Here is a 23,916-nt window from a genome sequence, read left to right on the forward strand (position 1 = left end):
CCTGCGGTGATGAGCCGGAGCTGCATCATGCATCTTCGATGCATGATGCATGACATTATAAAACAAGAGAGGAATCCGCAAAGCGGATTTCTCTCTTCGTCCCTATTTTTATGGTTCGGAATTTGTATCTTCTGTCCGCTCCTGTTTCTGTTCCGGCTCTTTCACTGCGTCTCCGGCTTCAGGTGCAGCCTTCTCTGCCTCAGGGGCAGGCTCTGTATCATTTTTCATCTCAGATGCAGGGTCTGTATCCGGTGCTTTGATCACTGTGACATGCTTTTCAACTGTTTTCTTTTCGGCTTCAGCTTCTGCCTCCAGTTTTGCGGCAAATCCTGTTTTTTCCGTATCGTCTTTTTTATCTTTCTTCTCTTCCGGTTCAGGAAGTCCCTTTTCCTTCCGGTAGATCTTCATAAATTCCTTACCGGTGATCGTCTCCTGCTCGATCAGATGTGCAGCGATCTTATCCATAACTGCTCTGTTTTCCGTCAACATCTTTTTTGCTTCCTTGTAGCAGTTTTTCAGAATCTTCATCACTTCTTCATCCACAGCCGCAGCCGTCACATCGGAACAGTTCATAGCTGTTGTTTGATCCAGATACTGGCTTTCTGTCGTTGCCAGTCCCATCAGACCGAAACGCTTGCTCATACCATACTGGGTTACCATGGCTCTTGCAATGTTGGTTGCCCGCTCAATATCATTGGAAGCACCTGTTGTAACGGTGTCGAATACGATTTCTTCTGCCGCGCGTCCACCAAGAAACCCGACGATCATATCACGCAGCTCTGCTTTGGAATTCAGATACTTTTCTTCTTCCGGAACCTGCATCACATAACCAAGCGCACCCATGGTACGCGGAACGATCGTGATCTTCTGTACCGGCTCTGCGTTTTTCTGCAGGGCTGCGATCAGTGCATGACCCACTTCGTGGTAAGATACGATCCGTCTTTCTTCCTTGCTCATGATGCGGTCTTTCTTTTCTTTTCCGACCAGTACAACCTCGACTGCGTCAAACAGATCCTTCTGGCAGACAGCCTTACGACCGTTCTTAACTGCATTGATGGCTGCTTCGTTGATCATATTGGCAAGATCGGAACCGACTGCTCCTGACGTTGCGAGCGCGATCTCCTGCAGATCCACGGATTCGTCCATGCTGACATCCTTGGAATGTACCTTTAAAATATCAACACGACCTTTCAGATCCGGCTTATCTACAATGATACGTCTGTCAAACCGGCCCGGTCTGAGCAACGCCTTATCCAGAATTTCCGGTCTGTTTGTTGCACCCAGGATCAGAATACCCTTGGAGCTGTCGAAACCGTCCATTTCGGAAAGCAGCTGGTTCAGTGTCTGCTCACGCTCTTCATTACCGCCGCCGTACTTGCTGTCACGGCTCCGGCCGATCGCATCTATTTCATCGATAAAAATAATGCATGGCGCATTCTTTGTTGCTTCCTTAAATAAGTCTCTGACACGGGAAGCACCGACACCGACATACAGCTCGATAAAATCGGAGCCTGCCAGTGAGAAAAACGGTACATGTGCTTCTCCCGCAACTGCCTTAGCCAGCAGTGTTTTACCGGTTCCGGGAGGGCCTACCAGAAGTGCACCCTTCGGGAGCTTTGCACCGATCTTCGTATATTTGCCCGGATTGTGCAGAAAGTCTACCACCTCCTGCAGGGATTCCTTGGCTTCATCTTCACCGGCGACATCTTTAAATGTAACGCCCGTTTCTTTCTGGACGTATACCTTTGCATTTGATTTGCCGGCACCGCCCATCATTCCGCCGCCTGACATCTTGCGGAACAGGAAGCTGAGCAGTACCCATACGATCACGATCGGCAGGACATAGGTCAGCAGGATCGATAAGATCCAGCTTGAATTGTCCGGGATCTCCTTACTGTAGGTGACATCATACTTATTTAAAAATGCAGGCAGGGTATCATCCTCCACAATACCCGTATAATATTTGATCTCCGGCTGACTGTCATATCCACCGTAAAGTGCAAACGGATTTCTGCTGCTTTCCGTCTTTTCCTGTGCCTTGTCCTGCTTTGGCGTGATCACAAGCTTATCACTCTTGATGAGGACACTGTCTACCTTGCCATCCTCTACCATCTGCAGAAATTCATCATATGTGATTTCCTTGCTGGAGCTGTTTGATACAGAATTCATCAAAAAGCTCATGGAAAGCAGTGTGATCAGTGCTGCGACCAGAAGAAGCATAAAGCTCTGTCTTTTCTGCGGTCCTTTCTGATCATTTCCACCGTTTCCGTTATTATTTCCATTCCCACCATTGTTCTGCGGTCCCTGGTAATTCTGATTATCCATAATGTTCTCCTCGTCCGGCTTATTAAAAGCCTTCTATCATTATATAGATTAAAAATGCCAAAATCAATACGCTTTCTGTGAAATACTTGTGACCAGTTATGAAAGATTTATAAAATCCCCCATTTTTTACCTGATTTTCATATTGATTTTGAAAAGCTTTTTTTGTATCATAGAAAAGTATTGTTCGTGTTATAAAACGCACAATGTATGTATATAGAAACGGTATATTTCAAATAAGAAGGGAAACAGGTTTTTATGGCAAAAATCGGATTTGATAATGAAAAATATCTTCGTCTGCAGTCCGAAAAGATCAAGGAACGTATTGCAGCGTTCGGCGGTAAGCTTTACCTCGAATTCGGCGGCAAGCTTTTTGACGATTATCATGCCTCCCGGGTTCTGCCGGGCTTCAAGCCGGACAGCAAGATCAATATGCTCGTACAGCTTAAGGATCAGGCAGAGATCGTTATCGTTATCAACGCAGAGGATATTGAAAAAAACAAGGTAAGAGGTGACCTCGGTATCACCTATGATCTGGACGTATTAAGACTGATCGACGCATTCCGCGGATACGGCCTTTATGTCGGCAGTGTCTGCCTGACTCGTTTTAACGGTCAGCCCAGTGCAGTCGCCTATCAGAAAAAGCTTGAATCGCTCGGTTTAAAAGTGTTCAGGCATTATCCGATCGCCGGATATCCGTCCGATATTCCTTATATCGTAAGTGATGAAGGCTACGGAAAAAATGAATATATTGAAACAAGCCGCTCTCTTGTTGTTATCACAGCACCGGGACCGGGCAGCGGAAAAATGGCAACCTGTCTTTCCCAGCTGTATCACGAATACAAGAGAGGCATCAAGGCAGGCTATGCCAAATATGAAACATTCCCAATCTGGAATCTGCCATTAAAGCACCCTGTCAATCTCGCATACGAAGCAGCAACAGCAGATCTGAACGACGTCAACATGATCGACCCGTTCCATCTGGAAGCATATGGTGAGACAACGATCAACTACAACCGTGACGTTGAGATCTTCCCGGTTCTGGAAGCCATGTTTGAAAAGATCATGGGAAGCTGTCCGTATAAATCCCCGACAGATATGGGCGTCAATATGGCAGGCTATGGCATCATCGACGATGAAGTGACAAAAGAGGCCTCCAAACAGGAGATCATCCGCAGATATTACAACACGCTCTGCCAGATCCGTCAGGGAACGGCAGATAACGAGCAGAAGCTGAAGCTGGAGCTTCTGATGAAGCAGGCCGGCACTTCCATAGAAGACAGACCGGTTGTCAGCGCAGCCAAGATCAAAGCAGAGACAACGGGTGATCCGGCAGCAGCGATCCAGCTTGCGGACGGCCGCATCATTACAGGAAAGACAAGTGAGCTTTTAGGCGCCACAAGTGCCATGCTGTTAAACGCATTAAAATCACTTGCCGGTATTGCGGACGATGTGCAGCTGATCTCTCCGACGATCATCGAACCGATCCAGAATCTGAAAACAGGACATCTGCACAGTAAAAACCCACGCCTCCATACAGACGAAGTGCTGATCGCCCTTTCCATCTGCGCAGCAACGGATGAAACAGCAAAGGAAGCGATCGACCAGCTGCAGAATCTCGCCGGGACAGAGTTCCATTCCAGCGTGATCCTTTCACAGGTAGATATGAATGTTCTCAGAAAACTCGGCATTAATGTAACCTGCGAACCAAATTATGAATCACAGAAGTTGTATCATCGGTAAATATATGCTATGATGAGACGTGTGCAGAAAATATGGCACCATCAACGAGTAGATATCGTAACATTTTGAGCGAAGGTGCTCCCCTTGGGGGCAGTTTCGCTCTTTTTATTTATTACAGGAGGAAAAAGAAATGGCAGTAAAATACGTATTTGTAACAGGCGGTGTTGTTTCCGGTCTCGGAAAAGGCATTACCGCTGCATCCCTCGGCCGTCTTTTGAAAGCACGCGGCTACAAAGTAACGATGCAGAAATTTGATCCTTATATCAATATCGATCCGGGCACAATGAATCCGATCCAGCACGGTGAGGTTTTTGTAACGGATGATGGTGTGGAAACAGACCTTGACCTTGGACACTATGAGCGTTTTATCGATGAAAGTCTGGACAAAAACTCCAATGTCACGACCGGAAAGGTATACTGGAGCGTTTTGCAGAAGGAACGCCGCGGTGATTACGGCGGCGGTACCGTACAGGTCATTCCGCATATCACCAATGAGATCAAGAGCCGTTTTTACCGCAACTTCACCGATGAGGAAACACGGATCGCCATTATCGAGGTCGGTGGTACGGTCGGTGATATCGAAAGCCAGCCATTCTTAGAATCCATCCGTCAGTTCCAGCATGAAGTCGGACACGAAAATGCCATTTTGATCCATGTCACACTGATCCCATGGCTCTCCGCTTCCCAGGAAATGAAAACAAAGCCGACACAGGCAAGTGTCAAGGAGCTGCAGGGCATGGGAATCCAGCCTGATATTATTGTCTGCAGAAGCGAGCATCCGCTCGACCAGCAGATCAAGGACAAGATCGCTTTATTCTGTAATGTACCGAACAGTCATGTACTGCAGAATCTGGATGTGGAATATCTGTACGAAGCACCGCTTGCCATGGAAAAAGAACGTCTTGCACAGGTTGCATGTGACTGCTTAAAGCTTGACTGCCCGGAGCCGGATCTTTCCGACTGGGAACATATGGTAGCGCAGCTCCGCAGTCCGAAGCACGAAGTGAAGATCGCACTTGTCGGCAAATACATCCAGCTGCATGATGCTTACCTCAGTGTTGTGGAAGCATTAAAGCACGGCGGTATTTTCATTAACACAACCGTAGATATCAAGTGGGTGGATTCCGAGCTGGTAACACCCGCCAATGTAAAAGAAACACTCGGTGATACAGACGGCATTATTGTTCCGGGCGGTTTTGGTGACCGCGGTATCGAAGGCATGATCACCTCGATCGAATTTGCCCGTGAAAACAAGGTCCCATTCCTCGGTCTCTGCCTTGGTATGCAGCTTACGATCGTGGAATTTGCCAGAAATGTAGTCGGATACCGCGACGCACACAGCATTGAAATGGATCCTGCCACAACGCATCCGGTCATTGCCCTGATGCCTGACCAGAACGGTGTTGAAGACATTGGCGGTACCTTAAGACTTGGTTCTTATCCATGTGTTCTCAATCCGGATTCTCTGGCTTACCGCTTATACGGCAAGGAAACGATCCATGAAAGACACAGACACCGCTACGAAGTCAACAATGACTACCGCGCAGCCCTGACAGAAAAGGGGTTGAAGCTTTCCGGTCTTTCACCCGACGGACGTATTGTGGAAATGTGCGAACTGCCATCTCATCCATTCTACATTGCAACGCAGGCACATCCGGAATTTAAGTCAAGACCAAACAGACCACATCCACTCTTTAAGGGATTTGTGGAAGCTGCCCTGCATAAAAAACAAAGCGAAAATTAGACTAATACGGAAAAAGCCTCAGAACCATTGACAGTTCTGAGGCTTTTCTATTTTTCACTTTACATTTCTATTCTTATATTACTGATGTTTCTTTTTGTATCTTACAATTCCGATCAGACCGGCAAGTGATGCAAACATCAGAATCAGTAACATGCCAATTGGTGTATTATCTCCGGTTTTTGGTGTATTTCCCGGTGTCTTACCAGGCGTCGGTGTCGGACTTGGTGCCGGGCTTGGTGTTATGCCCGGTGTTGGTGTCACGCTTGGCGTCGGTGTCTTGCCTGGCTTCGGCGTTTTACTCGGCTTTGGCGTTTTGCTTGGCTTTGGTGTAACGCTCGGCGTCGGTGTTTCACTCGGAACCGGACTTGGTGTTACGCTCGGTGTCGGACTTGGTGTTACACTCGGTGTCGGACTTGGCGTTGCACTCGGTGTCGGTGTTGGAGTCGGAGTCGGTGTTGGGGTCGGTGTTGGGGTCGGTGTTGGGGTCGGTGTTGGGGTCGGTGTTGGTGGTACCTTATCATCCTTAACCGTAATTGCATTTGCAATCGTGTTTTCCGTTACAGACCCAGGTGTTATAACCGCATTCGCATCCGCCTTACCTGTCACTGCACTGATTGTACCATTCTTGTTTACAGTAAATGTAATATTTTTCGCACAGGTATACCCTTCCGGTGCACTTGTCTCTATCAGCACATATGTCTGTCCTGCCTGTAAATTGCTTCCAAAGTTATACTGCTTACTAATCTCCGAAGATGTCCAGCTGTTAATTGCAATCTCGCCGGCTTTCGGCTTTCCATCTGTATCCAGCTGTTCTTCTCTGTACAGATCAATGGTTGCTCCCGCAAGATCTGTTCCATCCAGATCTGTTTTTGTGACCTTCAACGTAAACGGTTTATCCTGCATAGTAACTGTATTAGCAGTCGGGTCAATCCCTGCATTTGTTCCACTTAAAACGCCTCCGCTCACTTCAAAGGTAATACTGTCTGAGAGCGCATACCCATTTGGTGCACTGACCTCTTCCAGCATGTATGTGCCATCGGATACAGTGATCTGTTTTGGTGCTGCTCCCGATTCCCATGTTTCCTTATCTGTCCAACCGGTTGCTGTCTTTTCAGAAAGTTTCAGAACAGCTCCTTGCAGTTCAGCTGTTCCACCAACTGCTTTTTTGCTGATGTTGATATTTGTTCCGCCACTATATTTGTTTGTGAAGGTAACTGTACTGACCGTTCCCTGCGTAACATTCACATCTCCCGTTTGATTGCCTGTTTTTTCAGCCTCGGCATTTATCTGATAAGATGCTGTCGTTACTACGTCTGTAATGGTTGTAATTTTCTCCTCTACAATATACGTTCCCACAGGAATTCCTGTAATGGTTTTTGTATAAGCTCCACTCTGCAGATCAGCAGTTCCAAGCGTAACTGTCTGATATGGTGTGCTGTCTCCTTTTCTGGTTATAGTAAAGCTCAGCTTTGAAAGAGCAAATTCTTCGTTTGTCACACCCACAGGAAATACACCTGCAAATTTCTTGGTGATCGCTATAGATCCCGTCTGCGGTTCATCGCGCATGGTGATCGTCTTATTTGCTGCATCCAGTTCTCCGGTAGCTGATGTTTTCGTTATCGTTCCATCTGCTGCCACTGTGAAATAGATATCATTGGACTTTTCATAGCCTGCCGGTGCATTCGTTTCTTCCAGAATATAATCTCCGGCTTCCAAATCCAGACTCTTTTCTGTTCCTGTTGTCCAGGTCCATTCGGGCTTTGTGTTGCCCGGTGCTATGCTTCCCTTATAAAGAGTCAGTGTTGCCCCGGCAAGTTCAGCCGTTTCATTAACTGCTTTTTTGCTGATTCGAATGGATGCACCACTACTGTAACGATTCGTAAAAGTAACTTTATTTGTGCTGTCTTTCGTAACCGCAATATCTCCTGTTTTATTGCCTGTTTTTTCAGTCTCAGCATTTACCTGATAAGATGCTGTCGTCACTACACCCGCAATATCTGTAATTTCTTCTTCTACAATATATGTTCCCACAGGAATTCCTGTAATGGTTTTGGTATAAACTCCACTTTGCAGATCAGCAGTTCCAAGCGTAACTGTCTGATATGGTGTGCTGTCTCCTTTTCTGGTTATAGTAAAGCTCAGCTTTGAAAGAGCAAATTCTTCGTTTGTCACACCCACAGGAAATACACCTGCAAATTTCTTGGTGATCGCTATAGATCCCGTCTGCGGTTCATCGCGCATGGTGATCGTCTTATTTGCTGCATCCAGTTCTCCGGTAGCTGATGTTTTCGTTATCGTTCCATCTGCTGCCACTGTGAATCTTATATTAGCAGCCTTCACATAACCTTCCGGTACTGACTCCTCTACCAGAACATAGCTTCCCGGTGTCAGTTCTAACGCTTTTGCAGTATTTGTTGTCGTCCAGCTGTCGATTGCAGTTCCCGTTGGATTTCCATCTGTATCTGCTGCATATACTGCTAAGTTTGCCCCTGCAAGTTCTGCTGGTGCACCAACTGCTTTTTTGCTGATGGTGAGTGGAAACTTTGCCTCTCCCGGATACTTATTTGTGTAAGTAACCGTTGTGGTCTTTTTTTCCTCCAATGTCAGGTTAGATACTGTCTGACCGTCTACCGCAGTTTCTGTATTTACCTGATAAATGACCTTCTCCGGCTGTGCATTTGTTGGTGCTCCTGTATTAATTATCTCCTCTACCGTATATGTACCAGCCTTCAGATCAGCAATCGTATAGCTGTAACCACTACCATCTGCCACCAATTCGTTTCCGGCCACTGTTCTGACTATAGTACCATTCTTATCCTTCACATGGAATGTCAGATAGTCTTTCACATCCTGAAATGCAGAACCACCCTTTACAATTTTCGTAATCTTTAATGAAGCAGCATCTTCATCTGCATAGGTCATTTTTCCATCCGCTTCAAACTCATGCACAGTATAAGATCCATAACTCTGCGGTATAGAAGCACTATAATAGATAAAGTAATATGGCTCCTCTTCTTTTGCAAATCCATCCGGCGCTTTTGTCTCACGCAACATGTAAATCTCATCTGCCGTTAAATTGTTAACTAAATAAGTACCGTCTGCATTTGTGATTTTAATATCCGTTTTTTTGTATGGATTTACGGTGTTTTCGACTATTTTACCACCGATATAACTCATACGTACCAGTTCAAATTCCGCTCCCTGCAAGCCCCGCAAAATATTATCTGCCGAACATTTGTATAAATTCAAAGAATAGTTTGACTTACCAATTGAATTCAAAAGCTTATAATTGCTTAAATCATATTTGTTGGAAGCACCACCTGATAATGTACCAATCTGACGGATTGAAACCTCATTTTCTACAGAAACAGATTCATTTTTCAGGTATGCCTGATGTGTCAGCATCGCTTTATATGTAATTTCTATTTTTGCTTCATCCGGAACCGTAAAAACAATCTCATGATCATTTTCTCCGTATTTTACCGTATATGCATCCCTCGGCAATACAATTCCATCTTTTTTGATAGAGATAGAATCCAGATCATAATACAACTTATCTGTTATCAATTTATCAACAATTTCTACTGTATCCGATCCATCCACCAGATCTATTTTGTCAGGATTTGCTACAATCGTATATTCAACTGTCTTTCTTACATTTTCATCCTCTGTAACATTATCATGAGATGCACTCTTTGTCAGGATTTTCTTGGGCTGTAATTTCGTATTGACAGTCGCCGTTCCCAGACTCGTTGTATCATATTTTCCGCTTACTGTATTGGTATAGGTTTTTTCCACACCATCCCTGATAAATGCTGTTTTGTCTGCCGGCTCTGCCGTATAAGTGAATTCTACCCCAATAGCCCCATAATGATACTGGATTGCATTTTTGATCTTTGTATTATCCGCATCTGTTACTGTATAAGTGAAAGTAATTGTATGCTTGGCACTGTCAAGGGCATAATTGATACCTGTTGCTGTGATAATGGTTGAATCCACCTTTAACACAGCTTTGATTTCTGATGTTGATGGATCAATCTTTAAGCCACTATCATATGTATCCGTCACCGTGAATGACTTGCCTACAGTAAGTCCGTCTCCTCCGGCAGCTGAGCAAAAAGATTGCAGATCTGCTTTCACCGTGTACGCAATCTTAGAATTATCAATCGCTTCTCCTTTTTTAGTCAACAATGTATCATATAAAAAATACGCATCTGATGTATAACTTACATTACTGCCCGAAGCCGGCGTATAAGTCAGTTTTGCCTCATTTACATATACACTTTTTCCTGCCGGTGCATCTGTTAATGCAGAAGTAACCTCTACTACAATATCCTGTCCCTTTTTAGCCGTAATATAATCATCTATAAATGATATTTCTCCATTCCAGCCTGTAAATCCGGAAACAATACCGTTTTTCGGCACCAGATTTCCGTTTTCTACTACCTTTACTCCTTCAACAGAAATATCCTTTACCGCATGACCCTTATTTGTGTATCCGGACGGTCCGCCATTATAAATTCTGTAATCCTGCAATTTTACATTCGTAATATTTTGCGGAATATCTGTTAAAGTAACCTTCCACTGAACTGTCTGTGTTTTCGGATCATATGAGTCTGCAATCAGTTCCTTTTTTAACCAGCTTTTTCCAAGCGTCTGTGCTTTTCCTGTTGTTTTATAAGTATTTCCCTGTACATCGAAAGAAACATTATTTTCAATATCTGTTTTATCTGTCTTATTCTGATAATCTGATGTAATATCAGTTGTATAAGTCAGCTTATATTTACCACCATTATATGTAATTTCAGCATCATCTAATGTGAGATCTGTCTGCGTACAGCCCGCCGGGATCTGATCCTTAAAATGAGTGATCAAACCACTTAACTCATTTCTGAGCTGATCGCTTGTCGTATTTGCAGCATCATGCTGATCAAATTTTCCCAGACTGATTTCTATTTCCCATGTAATCTTTGTTCCGTCTTCACTTACTTTTCCGTTTTTACCGACAGATGGTTTATTGACACTTATCTCAGCTGTCGGCCACTGTTTCTGGGTTCCGCCATGGCTGTCCTTACCACTTATCTCCATTTTATTTTCATAGTTAAGCGCATTGTTCTGCTTATATATATCAGAAATATCTGCTTTCATGGTATAAGTCAGTTCTATTGTCTGATCTTTTTCCAGTTTTTTCCCACTAAGAGCGTTATTTAAATCCGATATACTGCTATATGACGCCCCAAGACCTGTCCCGCCATTATTAATAACCGTGATAGCAGACGCATTTGACAATCCGTTTCCGGGCGTATCCGCTATTGTAATGCCTGTGATATCTCCCTTAGTTGCTTTGATGGTGACTTTATATTTTTGCGTTCCATCATCCGCCATGGCTCCATCCAAAGTCTTTGTAGCAGAAAGGGCACCTGCCTCTGAGCCATCATCATACTTTACCTGAATTGTATTATTCTTTAATCCAATCTCATATGGCTCATTGTATTTATATGTTTTGCCGCCTAAAGAAACCGTACCATTTAAACCAAATGTACCATATCTGCCTGATGACTGATTGCGGTAATCTGGATCCGTAATGTCCAAGATAAACTTATTCCCTTCAATCCGGTATTCAGCTACCTTTTTTCCGTCAAGAATATAATCCTGTATACCTACATTGGGGAAATTAATATTTTCCGTAATATCTTTTAAGTCAACTATATATTGATTATCGGAAGAGCCGTTTTTCAGGTTCCAGCTTACCTCCATCTGCAGCTGTGTATCTTCTTCCAACAAAGTTCCTGTTGTCAGATTCTGCCAGTTTCCGTTTTTATCCTTATATTGAATTTTCATGGAAGAAACATTCAAATCGGAATTACTCTGATCCGCATCTATATCTTCATTTTCCCCCATCTCTAAGGATTGTGCCTGATCAACATCAATCTCCGTCACGTCGCCCTGCTCCTGCACTGTTGCATTCTGGCTGACAGTTCCTGTAGCGTTTACTATCATGCCGGGCAGATCGCTCATGAACATGCTTGCAGAAAGCACAAGCGCCATAAATAATGAAAATCCTCTCTTTTTCTTTCCCATCTTCCCTTACTCCTTTATTTCCATGTCAGCCGTTGGCTGCTTTACATAACTTTTTTCGTATCTTATATATTATCATATTTTCACCCGAAAAATAAAGGTTTGAAACAGTATTTTCTTTGGTTAATTATCTGGTTTTTTATGATATTTTTTGGTCATTTTTCATAAAATGCCATATTTCACAATTTTAACATCGGAATCCTGTGATATTACGCGGAATAAGCCCCCGGCAATTGCCGGAGGCTTATTCTATGTAATGTATAAGTGAAATGGAAGTAGCCTTATTTAATTTTCTTCATTATTTACTTTCACTAAAGTCACATTATGAAACACAAGTTTTCCTACAGGAGTATCCTGATTATTTATTTTTCCAAGGTTGATCTTGAAAATGCCGTTTTCGACAGTCTCTTTATCAACTTCTACTGTAATCTCTTGTTCAATTACATTATCGCCTTCAGCCAGTTCAATATCTGTACCTGCAATATAACCATCTGTGCTTGTATTGAACTGCACATTAATGATTCTTGATACTTCTGCATTTACAGTCATCTTTAAAATATATTTTGCGCCTGCTTCAAATGCAATGTTCTCCTGTTTCAGCTGTGCTGACCACGGATCTGTTCCTACACTCTTGAGGTCTGCGACTGCGGAACCGTTTTCGATCTTCACTTCCTCATCATCCGTAGCATATAATCCCCAATCACCATTCCAGTTTCCATTTTCAAATTCGGAATCTCTAAGGATATTATTGCCTGAAACACTTGGTTTTCCCGGTTCTTCCGGTTCTTCAACATCTCCGGAAGCATCCCCGCTGATCTTAATCATGCTGACATCATCAATCGTAATAACCGATGCATCCGGTGTATCTTCAGAAATCTTACCTAAGTTAAACCCAATATATGCGCCATTATCCGTTTTTCTATCACCAACACCAACCTTAAAAGTAACTTCTGTTGGCTCATCTGCCTTTAAAGTAATTTTATTAACCTCATCCTGTACATACCAGTTTAAGCTGCTACTGTCCATACACGCAAACTCTGCAGTTCTGTCAACATCAGAAGTGATCGTTGCCTTCACTTCATATACAGCACCTTTTTTCAAGGTTACATTTTTCTGTTTCAGGTTTACATTCCACGCTGCGGTTCCTGCATTTGTAGTTGTCACCGTTGCATTTTTCTCTGTAAAATCCCATTTTCCCTCTGCAGGACTGATAACCTCACCTGACCAGCCTTCCTCTCCATCCGAAAAATCACCGTTCTTTAACAGGTTTGTTCCTTCCGGTTCTTCCTCTTCCTTTGGAGCTTCTGTTTTTACAAGAGAGATATTGTCAATACATACTCTGTGCTGTGTTGTAATATTATTTCCGCCGAGTGCAATATTGAAAATACTGCCTGTATCTGTTCCCTGCATCATCCGGAATGTCTTTGTTACCGTTGTATAATCCTTTGCAGATGCATCCAGCTTAACAGTTTCCTGTACATATGGTGTCCAGTCTTCATTGCCATTGACATCTTTATGTACAGAGCCGTCTCTCTGGATAGCATACTGGATAGAACGTGCCATGCTGGAACGGATATCAAAGGATAAGGTGTACCACTGATCTTCTTCCAGAGTAACACTTCCCTGTTTGACCTGGATCTTCCACTCTGCATCACCTGTATTTTTAATATCCAGGTCAAGGGCATTATCTTCCGACTGACTGTCTACTACATAAGATGCGAAAGCGGAACCGTCTACATAGACCTCAAAGCCTGATGTTCCCGCATTAAATTTACCATTCATGATGAGAGCATCTTCTTCAAAGCGTACATTGTCAATGTAAATTTCTCCGGCGTTTCCTAAGAGGAAAGCAAAATCCTTATCTGCAAAACTGCTTACTTCCTCTTTGCTGAATTTCTGTGTATATTTTACCTTTTCTGCTGTAACATCAACAGACTTTGTCATACCACCGATCGTATACTGAATTGTGGTTGCTTTATCAGCCTGCGCCTCAAAACTGAGAATGTAATCTGTTCCTTCTGCAATCGGAAGTGCATTCTGACTGATCGTAACATCTTCAGGCTGTCCGCCTTCTGCGCCAACCACCTTTAAACGTCTTCCATCTGCCAGCTTTGTAACAGAAACCTGTGCACCATCTGACTTTTTAACTTCCCAATATGCAAGACGATCTGTACCTTCCTGGAATTTGCCGTTATAAATACAGTTACCGTCTGTCAGCACCTTCTTTGCAGCATACTGATCCAGTTCTTCCTGTGTCGGTGCTTTTTTCACTTTTACTTTTACATTGCTCAGATACAGCGTTGCAGTTGAGTTCTTCGCACCCATATTGAATTCCAGACGACTGTTTGCATCATCTGCGTCATCCATTTTGTAGGTAAGCGTATATGTCTGTTTTTCTGTTGTGATATTTACACTATCTTCCAGATAAGCCTTATAACTGCGGTCAGGTGCTTTTACTGCAATACCAACCGATCTGTCGGCAGATGCATATGCATCAAATGTTACCTCATAGGTGTATCCCTGTTTTGCCGGAAGCTTCGGCTGTACCAGCTGTACTGAATAGTCAACTGTTCCCTGATCCTTTGTTGTGATCACCATTTCACCATTTTTGATCGCAGCTGTTGCATCTCCGCCAAGTGCTGTTAAAAACTGCCAGTTTTCCGTTCCGTCCAGTGCTTCGTCCTTTGCAAAATCACCATTTGTGATATAATTTCCGTTTGCATCAGGTTCTTTGAATACAACCGGCTCTTTTTCAGGTGCCTGTACATCTTCATCATAACTGTCTTTCTGGAATATCTTTACATAATCTATCATATATGCGGAAGAGTTGATCTTCGTATCTTCATCAGGATATCCAACCCATGAGCCACCAACTGCCAGATTTAAAATTGCATAGAACGGCTGATCAAACGGAGCCGGATATGCAACAGTTCCCTGTCCTTCTGTTGTAGAATACCAGTCATCTGCCTCATGATATTTCACACCGTCCACATACCAGGTAATCTTACCCGGTTCCCAGTCACATGCAAATGTATGATATTCATCTGTAAAGTTTCCGTTTTCCAGTGTGTAAGTGCCCTGTTTTTCGCTATGTGGATTACCATAGTGGATTGTTCCGTATAGTTTATTATTTTCCTGTCCCATGACTTCCATGGCATCAATTTCACCGCATCTTGGCCACTGTCCATATAAGTTTTCGTCTGTTGGCATCATCCAGAACGCCGGCAGGAAGCCTTTGCCTGTCGGAACCTTTGCTCTTACTTCAAATAAACCATATGTAAAATCATGCTTGCCCTGTGTATTGACACGACCGGATGTGATCGTTTCGGTGCCATCTGCATTTTTCTGACGGATCGGTCTTAAGATCAGATTTCCGTCTTCTACATAAATATTCTTCTCATCATCAACATAAGCCTGTGACTCTGCATTTACCCAGCCTGCATCGTGTGTTTCTACATTCCAGTCATTACGGTTAAGCTCTGTACCTTCAAAATTATCTGACCACATCAATGTATATTCATTGTCTGATACTGTTGGAATAGATGGCTTTGCATATGTCTCGGAATCGGAATCTGAATTATCTAATTGCAGATTCAGTTTCTGGTTTGGATCATATGGATCCGGGTCTTCAGATGGTTTCGGGTCCTCACCTGGTTCCGGCTTTGGTGTTTCTGAAGGTTTTTCGCTTGGTGCAGGTGCCTGGCTCGGCGCTGCGGATGGTGCTGCACTTGGCGCCTGCTCAGCCTTCTTCACTGTCACCTTACAGGTTGCTTTCTTTGCATTGCCATCTTTGGAAGTAACTGTGATCACTGCTGTTCCTTCTGATACCGCTGTGACTTTTCCCTTACTGTTTACCTTTGCTACTGCTTTATTACTGCTCTTGTAGGAAACCTTCTTGATTGTTGCTTTCTTCGGAGAAACTGTTGCCGTTAATACTGCTGTTTCCCCTTCTGTCAGGCTGATTTCCTTTTGGTTAAGCTTTACCTTTGTTACCGGTGTTTTTACGACAACCTTGATCGCCACTTTTTTCTTTTTGTCAGCCTTGCTTGTCACTGTAATGGTTGCTTTGCCGTTTTTCAGTGCTTTCAGCTTACCCTTTTTTGTTACCGTTACAACCTTTTTATTTGAAGATTTGTAGCTGACTGCTTTGGATACTTTCTTTCCACTCGTTGTGACTTTCGTTTTCAGCGTAAAACTCTGCCCTTTCTTCATCACCAGCGTTTTGGTATCCGGTTTTGTGATTGCTACTGTTTTTACTGTCGCTTTTTTACCTGTCTTCGCCGTCGGCGCAGCCATAACACCTGTTCCCATAGAACCCATGATCATGACTAAAACAAGTAAAAATGCAAGTCCCCGTTTTAATTGCTTCATAACTTCCTCCCATTTGTATTTTTGCTGTTTCGAGACATTGTGAGCGCATAGATCAATGTCTTTTCTGTATTTATAGCAAGTATACGAGACAATATATATCGTTTTATTTACCTGTTTTATGTTTCTATGATATATGCTATACTAGGATCAAATACATGTGGCAGCACCGATTATATCAGGGAGACATTATGAAATCCAAAGATAGTTTACAAAAAGAACAGCTTTACCGGGAATTTGTCCAGCGGGAAGAAAATCTGATCCATGCTCCTTACAACCCGGAGCTGGAATTTTATTCCTGTATCAAGGAAGGCAATGTAGAAAAGATCAAACAGCTATGTGCCGAGCCGTTGACAGAAAAAAAAGGGCTTGGAAAGTTATCCGAAAATGAGTTACAGCATTTTAAATACCACTTTGCCATTACAGCAGCACTGGCAGCCCGTTACTGCATTGAAGGCGGTATGTCCCTTTCCAAAGCATACAGCATCAGTGATTTTTATATCCAGAAAGTGGACGCCAGCAAGAGCAGGCAGGATATTTCGGATCTGCATTTTTTAATGTGTGTGGATTATACGATCAGAATGAAAAATCTGCGAAAAAAGAAGATCTGTTCACAGCCTGTGGCAAAATGCATTGATTATATCTGCGAAAGTCTGCATACACGTATTACACTGGATACACTGGCAGATCATGTCGGTTTAAACCCTTCCTATCTGTCACGTCTTTTCAAAGCGGAAACCGGACAGACGATCAGTGCCTATATCTCAGACAAGAAGGTGGAAACTGCCTGCAACATGCTGATATATTCGGAATACTCCCCGGCAGAAATTGCCACGATCCTCTGCTTTCCAAATCAGAGTTATTTTACAGATGTTTTCCGAAAGAAGACAGGCATGACACCCAAACGGTATCAGCAGGAGCACTTCCGAAGTACACCGATAGGAGAAAAAAACAACTATAACTGACAGAGCTGAAAAAGAGCGTATGAAGGCTTTTCCTTCATACGCTCCGTTTTTTGCTGTTATATGATCTAACCAAGCAGTGCTTTGTCAGACGCAAATTCTTCGCCGGATACTTCCTCAAATTTCTGCAGCAGATCTTCTACTGTCAGTTTTTTCTTTTCTTCGCCTGCGATATTTAAGATCACCTTACCGTTGTTCATCATGATCAGGCGGTTTCCGTGTGCGATCGCATCACGCATATTGTGGGTAACCATCATGGCTGTCAGATGGTTTTCTGTAATGATCTTATCTGTCAGGGCAAGTACCTTTGCCGCAGTCTTCGGATCCAGTGCTGCTGTATGCTCATCCAGAAGAAGAACCTTCGGCTTCTGCAGGCTTGCCATCAGAAGGGTAACTGCCTGTCTCTGTCCACCGGAAAGCAGTCCGACTTTGGAAGTCATACGATCCTCTAGTCCCAGATCCAGTTCCTTTAACAGCTCATGGAACTGCTCTTTTTCTGCCTTTGTGATCCCCCAGCGGAGTCCTCTTTTCTGTCCGCGTCTTGCTGCCAGTGCCAGATTTTCATCGATCTGCATGGTTGCGGTCGTTCCTGTCATCGGATCCTGGAAGACACGGCCTAAGAAGGAAGCACGTTTAAATTCAGGAAGCCCTGTGACATCTACACCATCGATCAGAATAGAACCGTCATCTACCGGCCACGTGCCTGCTACTGCATTCAGCATGGTAGATTTTCCTGCACCGTTTCCGCCGATCACAGTAACGAAGTCGCCCTCGTCCAGCTTCAGATCTACGCCGTTTAACGCATGCTTTTCATTGATGGTGCCAAGGTTGAAGGTTTTATGTACATTACGGATTTCTAACATTTACTTACCCTCCTTACTGCCTGCTGCCATAGCAGCTGCTTTCTTTCCTGCTTTCTTAAAGGAGCTCTTACTCTGTCCTTTCAGATAAGGAACAGCGAGGAAGATTGCTACGATGATCGCTGTAAACAGCTTCAGATCCTCACTTGGCATCTTCAGCCAGAGAACAATACCGATAACGATATAATAAATAATACCGCCAATTACCACAAAGGTAAGACGTCCTTTGAAGTCCATATGTTTGCCAAGGATCGCATCCCCCAGTACTTCTCCGATGATAACTGCCGCAAGACCGATAACGATACCACCACGTCCCATGTTGACATCGGCAAAACCGGAATACTGGGAAAGCAGTCCGCCTGACATTGCAACAATCGCATTTGACAGGGAAAGACCGATCAGTTTCATTGTATCGATATTGATCCCCTGTGCTTTACTCATTGCCGGATTACAGCCTGTCGCACGGATGGCAGAGCCCTGTTCTGTACCGAAGTACCAGTATAAAAGGGCGATCAGCACGATTGCAAAGATCAGACCGACAATGATCGCTTTTGTCAGGTTACGGGAAGACAGGATCAGATTGTATTTGTCAATGCTGAGTGCCTGATTGGCATGTCGGTCCATGATATTCAGATTCACGGAATACAGTGCGATCTGTGTCAGAATACCTGCCAGGATCGGCGGGATACCAAGCTTGGTATGTAAAAGCCCTGTACACAGTCCTGCTAAAAGCCCTGCCAGAGAAGCACATAAAAGCGAGATCCAGATGTTATATCCATTGATCGTCATCATAACGGTTACTGCACCGCCGGTTGCAAAAGAACCATCCACTGTCAGATCTGCAAAATCCAGCAGTCGGAATGTAATATACACACCGAGTGCCATAATACCCCATATCAGCCCCTGCGCCACATTGCCCGGCAGTGCATTTCCAAATGCGGCCGGGTTAAGTGATGTAAAATATTGAATCATAGTTACCTCCCTTGTTGTTTCTATCCTCATCAGACTCGAAAATCCTGCCAGCTTCGCTGTCAGACGCGCTCCGCACTCTTTGATTTTCTCGTTGTACGTTCGGGCGAAACCAAATGTCAGCTTCGCTGCCGCTTGGTTTCTTTCCTCACTACAAAAGCAGAGAAAAGGTCACTATGACCCTTTCTCTGCATATCTTACCAATCAGATATTATTCTGCAGTAATTTCTGTATATCCGTCCGGAACAGTAACGCCCAGTTTGTCAGCACGGTCTTTGATGTATTCTTTTGTAAAGTTTGGTGCAGACTGTACTTCCATCGTAGAAATATCAGCACCGTTTACAAGAATGTCATATGCCATTTCACCTGTCTTGTAACCAAGGTCATAGTAGCTGATGGAAAGTGTTGCAACACCACAACCCTTAGCGATACCTTCCTCACCTGCGAAGATCGGAACGCCTGCAGGATCTGCTACGTTGTTGATTGCTTCTGTACAGGATGCTGCTGTGTTATCTGTCGGGATATAGATCAGATCTGAATTATCGCATGCACTCTGTGTTACTGCTGCAACGTCGTTGGAATCAGAGAATGTGTACTCTGTTACTGTGTAACCTTTGTCTTCCAGATATCCTTTGATCGTTGTTGACTGATAAATACTGTTTGGCTCAGATGAGCAGTATAAAATACCAACATTTTTTGCATCCGGGAATAACTCAGCGATGCAGTCTGCCTGTCCGTCAAGCGGAGCAAGGTCTGTTGTACCGGAAATGTTCTTTCCTGTTGTACCTGTCCAGTTGTCTACACCAAGTGCTGTACCGTAATCTGTGATAGATGTACCAAGTACCGGGATTGTATCTGTAGCTGCAACTGCTGCCTGCAGAGCTGCTGTTGCATTACCAAGGATCAGATCGTAGTTGTTTGTAACGAATGTTGTACAGATTGTAGAACATGTAGGTGCATCACCTGCTGCATTCTGCTCGTCGAATGTAACCTTGTCACCAAGCTTATCTGTTAAAGCTGTCTTGAAACCTTCTGTAGCAGCATCCAGTGCTTCATGCTGTACAAGCTGGCAAATACCGACTGTGTATGTCTTGTCGGAATCTGCAGCAGCGTCTGTTGCCTCTGCGCTGTCATCAGCTGCATCTGTAGCGTCTGTTGCTGCATCTGTAGCATCTGTTGTCTCTGTAGTGTCTGTTGCTGTATCTGCTGTAGAACCACAGCCGATGAGTGACATTGTCATGGCTGCTGCAAGCAGAACAGAAAGCATTTTCTTTTTCATAATCTATCTCCTCCTAATCTTATACACTTACACTTTAACGCGTCAATGTATCAACTAGGTAAGATTATAGGCGCATCCGCCTAAAAAGTCAACCAAAAATCCCGATAACAACCATCGATTTTTTCGATTGACCTTCTGGTTATTATCGGGATTGGGAATATGTTACAAGCTATAACCTGCTTCGCAGGTTATTTAGTCATGCATCGAAGATGCATGACAGGCATTCATCTGATCAATGTAGCCCTGCAGTTTTTCATGGGTCATCGTGCCATCCATGAAGCTGATGACGGCTCTGACCGGCAGATAGCCCATCATGGCTTCCTGCATTTCTTCCGCTGCTGCGCCGAGTCCTTCTCCTTCTGTCGAATTTTCCTCGATCATTGTACAGGCGTCCAGAATATCCTTCAGGAACGGCTTTGCAAGCGGATCCTTCATGATATCGCCAATTGTTGTATTTAAGTGGTATTTCTTAAATACTTCCACGGTAGACTCTACATATACGGTCTTCTGGCAGACGATATTTCTGGAGGACTGTCCGATCAGGATATCAAACTCGCCTGATTCCACATGCCAGTCATGCAGATCTGTATTAAAGTAAGCAAATGCTCTCTTGGATAAGCTGAAGGTAACTGTTTTTGTTTCGCCCGGCATAAGCTCGATCTTTGTAAAGCCTTTCAGCTCTTTGACAGGGCGGAGCACTGTGCTTTCCTTGTCAGCCACATAAAGCTGTACCACTTCTTTGCCTGCCATCTTTCCGGTATTTGTCACATCAACGGAAACAGTCAGGGTATCGGTATCGTACATTTTTTCTTTATCCAGCTTCATATTGGAATACGCAAAAGTCGTGTAGCTCAGTCCGTGTCCGAATGGGAATAAAACGTCCATGTTCTTTTTATCATAATAGCGGTAGCCTACAAAAACGCCCTCTTTGTATTCCACCACATCGCCCTCGCCGATGTAATACAGGTATGATGGATTATCGGAAAGCTTCAGTGGGAATGTCTCAGCCAGCTTTGCGCTTGGATTGACACGTCCGAACAGGATATCCACGGTCGCACCGCCGACTGCCTGTCCGCCCAGATAAGCTTCCAGAATACCTTTTACGTCATTTACCCATGGCATTTCAACAGGAGAACCGTTGTGCAGTACAACAACTGTGTTCGGCTGTACCTTTGCCACTTCTTCGATCAGCTTGTTCTGGCAGTCCGGCATTCTCATATGTGTTCTGTCAAAGCCTTCGGATTCAAAGGCATCCGGAAGTCCTGCAAAGATGACTGCTGCCTTTGCCGCCTTTGCTGCTTCCACTGCTTCTGCGATCAGCTTTTCATCGATCACGTCTTCTGCATCATCATAGCCCTGTGCATAGGTGATATTTGCCATGCCCGCTACCATATCCATGGCGCTGTCTACCTTATGGGAATTGATGTGACTGCTGCCACCACCCTGGAATCTCGGCTTCTTTGCAAATTTACCGATGAATGCGATCTCATCTGTTTCGGAAAGCGGAAGGATGCCATCATTTTTCAGAAGCACGATAGACTCCTCTGCTACCTTTCTTGCCATTTCATGATCCTTGTCACGGTCAAATACCGCTGTTTCATCACGGTTTTCCACAAATCGGTATACAATGTTCAAAATTCTTTCCACTGCTTTGTCCAGCACGGCTTCGTCCAGTCTGCCTTCCTTGACTGCCTTCACGATCAGGGCATCATTGACGCCGTAGGAAGCAGGCATTTCCAGATCCAGTCCTGCCTTAACACCTTCCACTCTGTCGTTGACTGCGCCCCAGTCACTGACTACATAACCGTCAAAGCCCCATTCATCACGCAGAATGTCTGTCAGAAGCTGCTTGTTCTCTGCTGCATAGGTTCCGTTGATCCGGTTGTAGGAGCACATCACTGTCCATGGCTTTGCGTTCTTTACCGCACCTTCAAATGCTGCCAGATAAATTTCCCGCATGGTACGCTCATCGATCCGGGAATCGGAAGACATACGTCTTGTTTCCTGATTGTTTGCCATAAAATGCTTGATGGAAGTACCGACATGCTTGCTCTGTACACCCTTGATCTGGCTTGTCGCGATCTCTGTTGCCAGATACGGATCTTCGGAATAGTATTCAAAATTTCTGCCGCAAAGCGGGGAACGCTTGATGTTGACAGCAGGTCCTAAAATGACGCTGACATCTTCTGCCTGACATTCCTGTCCGAGCGTCTGTCCCATGCTGTAAAGAAGATCTCTGTTAAAGCTTGCAGCCGTTCCGCATGCTGTCGGGAAACAGACTGCCTTGATACTGTCATTGATGCCAAGATGATCTCCGCTCTGATCCTGCTTTCTGAGTCCGTGAGGGCCATCTGATACCATGCTTCTCGGAACGCCGAGTCTTTCCACTGCTTTTGTGTGCCAGAAGTCGTCGCCTGAGCACATAGCTGCTTTTTCTTCCAGTGTCATCTGTGAAATGATTTCTTTTAACTGTTCTGCTGTCATTTGTTTTCTCCTTTTCTTTGTTTTATTTGCCGCCGCGCTTTCCCACGCTTTCGTCTTTTGTTCCGTCTGTCTGATTTACCTTTAATCTAGCACGGATCACTGTACTTTCCTATAGCCGTTTTTGACCAATCACTAGGTCAATATTGACTTTTTCACTGCAATAATGCAGTATATTTCTATCAGAATATGTTATATTCTGATTTATTTGATAAAAAGGTGGAAAACACATATGGCAGATGGCTCATACCGCGAAATCTACAAACATGAACAGATCAAAACAGAATACGGACTGCCCGTCCGTTATATCGTATATGAAGAAAACAACGCCTTTATCAGCCGTCACTGGCATGATGATATGGAGATCGTTTATCTGCTCGCGGGCAGTATGGAAGTGGAAGACGGCGACAGCAGACGGATCCTGCAGGCGGATGATTTTGTCATCATCAATTCACGGGATATCCACAGCACGCGCTGTATCGGCCATGCCAGGATCCTGCTTTTGCAGTTTCCGATCAATTTTCTGCGTGCCAATATCCCGGATTACGATACGATCCGGTTTGAAGGCTATGAACAGCCCTTCCTTTCCCCGGAGCAGAATGAAATGCGAAAGCTCCTTCTTGCGGTCGCCGGACTGTATGAAAAAAAAGACCAGGAAGGCTTTCGTCTTGCCTTCCTGGGTCATTTATATACCATCCTTTATACACTTGTGCGGGATTTCAAACGGGTCGTCTCGCCGCAGGCACTTTTAAAAACGGAAAAGAACCTGGCGCGGTTATCCACCATTACCTCTTATGTGGATGCCCATTATACACAACCGCTTTCTGTCCGGCAGGCAGCTTCCCTGATCCATGTCGGCGAGGAATATTTCTGCCGGTATTTCAAAAAATATATGGGTCTTACCTTTCTCGACTACGTTATGCAGGTCAGGATCCAGCATATCGATCATGATCTGCTGCATACAGATCTGCCGGTCGCCGAAATACTGGAGCGCAACGGCGTCAGCAATTACAAAGCATTTCTGCTGAAATTCAAACAGCTTTACCATATGTCGCCCCGCCAGCGGCGGGAGACTGTGTCTGCCGGCCGCCAGTCGTCACGCTCTTAAAA

Annotated in this window: 11 protein-coding genes; 4 read left to right on the plus strand and 7 right to left on the minus strand. The window is 44.4% G+C overall.

Annotated features, from left to right (window positions below; all coding sequences use genetic code 11):
• Nucleotides 1–108: 108 nt before the first annotated feature.
• Complete coding sequence (ftsH, locus tag KQI22_RS01870) at nucleotides 109–2,325, minus strand: ATP-dependent zinc metalloprotease FtsH (protein WP_216550388.1); 2,217 nt, start codon at nucleotides 2,323–2,325, stop codon at nucleotides 109–111.
• A gap of 255 nt (nucleotides 2,326–2,580) precedes the next feature.
• On the opposite strand from ftsH, the gene KQI22_RS01875 reads away from it, so the two are divergent.
• Nucleotides 2,581–4,065: a DUF1846 domain-containing protein gene (locus KQI22_RS01875; RefSeq protein ID WP_022004270.1), complete on the plus strand. Its 1,485-nt coding sequence runs from the start codon at nucleotides 2,581–2,583 to the stop codon at nucleotides 4,063–4,065.
• Between the two features lie 130 nt (nucleotides 4,066–4,195).
• On the plus strand, nucleotides 4,196–5,809 hold the full coding sequence (locus KQI22_RS01880) for a CTP synthase (RefSeq protein WP_216550389.1): 1,614 nt from the start codon (nucleotides 4,196–4,198) through the stop codon (nucleotides 5,807–5,809).
• 78 nt (nucleotides 5,810–5,887) lie between these two features.
• Here KQI22_RS01880 and KQI22_RS13975 read toward each other — a convergent pair whose 3' ends face one another.
• Together KQI22_RS13975 and KQI22_RS01890 are read right to left on the minus strand one after the other, a co-directional pair.
• On the minus strand, nucleotides 5,888–11,890 hold the full coding sequence (locus tag KQI22_RS13975; protein WP_216550390.1) for a SpaA isopeptide-forming pilin-related protein: 6,003 nt from the start codon (nucleotides 11,888–11,890) through the stop codon (nucleotides 5,888–5,890).
• A gap of 282 nt (nucleotides 11,891–12,172) precedes the next feature.
• A complete protein-coding gene (locus KQI22_RS01890; protein ID WP_216550391.1) occupies nucleotides 12,173–16,258 on the minus strand; it encodes a carbohydrate binding domain-containing protein in 4,086 nt (1,361 codons plus the stop codon).
• A gap of 188 nt (nucleotides 16,259–16,446) precedes the next feature.
• Between KQI22_RS01890 and KQI22_RS01895 the strand changes: the two genes are divergently transcribed.
• A complete protein-coding gene (locus KQI22_RS01895) occupies nucleotides 16,447–17,220 on the plus strand; it encodes an AraC family transcriptional regulator (protein WP_216550392.1) in 774 nt (257 codons plus the stop codon).
• A gap of 65 nt (nucleotides 17,221–17,285) precedes the next feature.
• Here KQI22_RS01895 and KQI22_RS01900 read toward each other — a convergent pair whose 3' ends face one another.
• The 4 genes from KQI22_RS01900 to KQI22_RS01915 form a co-directional block, all read right to left on the minus strand.
• Entirely contained in the window at nucleotides 17,286–18,080 is a 795-nt protein-coding gene (locus KQI22_RS01900) for an ABC transporter ATP-binding protein (RefSeq protein WP_216550393.1), read from the minus strand.
• A complete protein-coding gene (locus KQI22_RS01905; RefSeq protein WP_442905251.1) occupies nucleotides 18,081–19,046 on the minus strand; it encodes an ABC transporter permease in 966 nt (321 codons plus the stop codon).
• 211 nt (nucleotides 19,047–19,257) lie between these two features.
• On the minus strand, nucleotides 19,258–20,325 hold the full coding sequence (locus KQI22_RS01910; RefSeq protein ID WP_216550395.1) for an ABC transporter substrate-binding protein: 1,068 nt from the start codon (nucleotides 20,323–20,325) through the stop codon (nucleotides 19,258–19,260).
• Nucleotides 20,326–20,517: 192 nt separating this feature from the next.
• Nucleotides 20,518–22,809 carry a glycoside hydrolase family 3 C-terminal domain-containing protein gene (locus tag KQI22_RS01915; protein WP_216550396.1) on the minus strand — a complete coding sequence of 764 codons (2,292 nt, stop codon included), beginning with the start codon at nucleotides 22,807–22,809 and terminating at the stop codon, nucleotides 20,518–20,520.
• 229 nt (nucleotides 22,810–23,038) lie between these two features.
• Here KQI22_RS01915 and KQI22_RS01920 point away from each other — a divergent pair, with 229 nt between their 5' ends.
• A complete protein-coding gene (locus KQI22_RS01920) occupies nucleotides 23,039–23,914 on the plus strand; it encodes a helix-turn-helix transcriptional regulator (RefSeq protein ID WP_216550397.1) in 876 nt (291 codons plus the stop codon).
• The last annotated feature ends 2 nt before the right edge of the window (nucleotides 23,915–23,916 follow it).

Origin of the sequence: Kineothrix sp. MSJ-39, assembly GCF_018917935.1 — a bacterium.
Taxonomy (GTDB): Bacteria; Bacillota; Clostridia; order Lachnospirales; family Lachnospiraceae; genus CAG-194.

Bases quoted from the DNA above. Each gene is read 5' to 3' on its own strand.
- ftsH (WP_216550388.1), bottom strand. From the start codon at position 2,325: ATGGATAATCAGAATTACCAGGGACCGCAGAACAATGGTGGGAATGGA.
- KQI22_RS01875 (WP_022004270.1), top strand. From the start codon at position 2,581: ATGGCAAAAATCGGATTTGATAATGAAAAATATCTTCGTCTGCAGTCC.
- KQI22_RS01880 (WP_216550389.1), top strand. From the start codon at position 4,196: ATGGCAGTAAAATACGTATTTGTAACAGGCGGTGTTGTTTCCGGTCTC.
- KQI22_RS13975 (WP_216550390.1), bottom strand. From the start codon at position 11,890: ATGGGAAAGAAAAAGAGAGGATTTTCATTATTTATGGCGCTTGTGCTT.
- KQI22_RS01890 (WP_216550391.1), bottom strand. From the start codon at position 16,258: ATGAAGCAATTAAAACGGGGACTTGCATTTTTACTTGTTTTAGTCATG.
- KQI22_RS01895 (WP_216550392.1), top strand. From the start codon at position 16,447: ATGAAATCCAAAGATAGTTTACAAAAAGAACAGCTTTACCGGGAATTT.
- KQI22_RS01900 (WP_216550393.1), bottom strand. From the start codon at position 18,080: ATGTTAGAAATCCGTAATGTACATAAAACCTTCAACCTTGGCACCATC.
- KQI22_RS01910 (WP_216550395.1), bottom strand. From the start codon at position 20,325: ATGAAAAAGAAAATGCTTTCTGTTCTGCTTGCAGCAGCCATGACAATG.
- KQI22_RS01915 (WP_216550396.1), bottom strand. From the start codon at position 22,809: ATGACAGCAGAACAGTTAAAAGAAATCATTTCACAGATGACACTGGAA.
- KQI22_RS01920 (WP_216550397.1), top strand. From the start codon at position 23,039: ATGGCAGATGGCTCATACCGCGAAATCTACAAACATGAACAGATCAAA.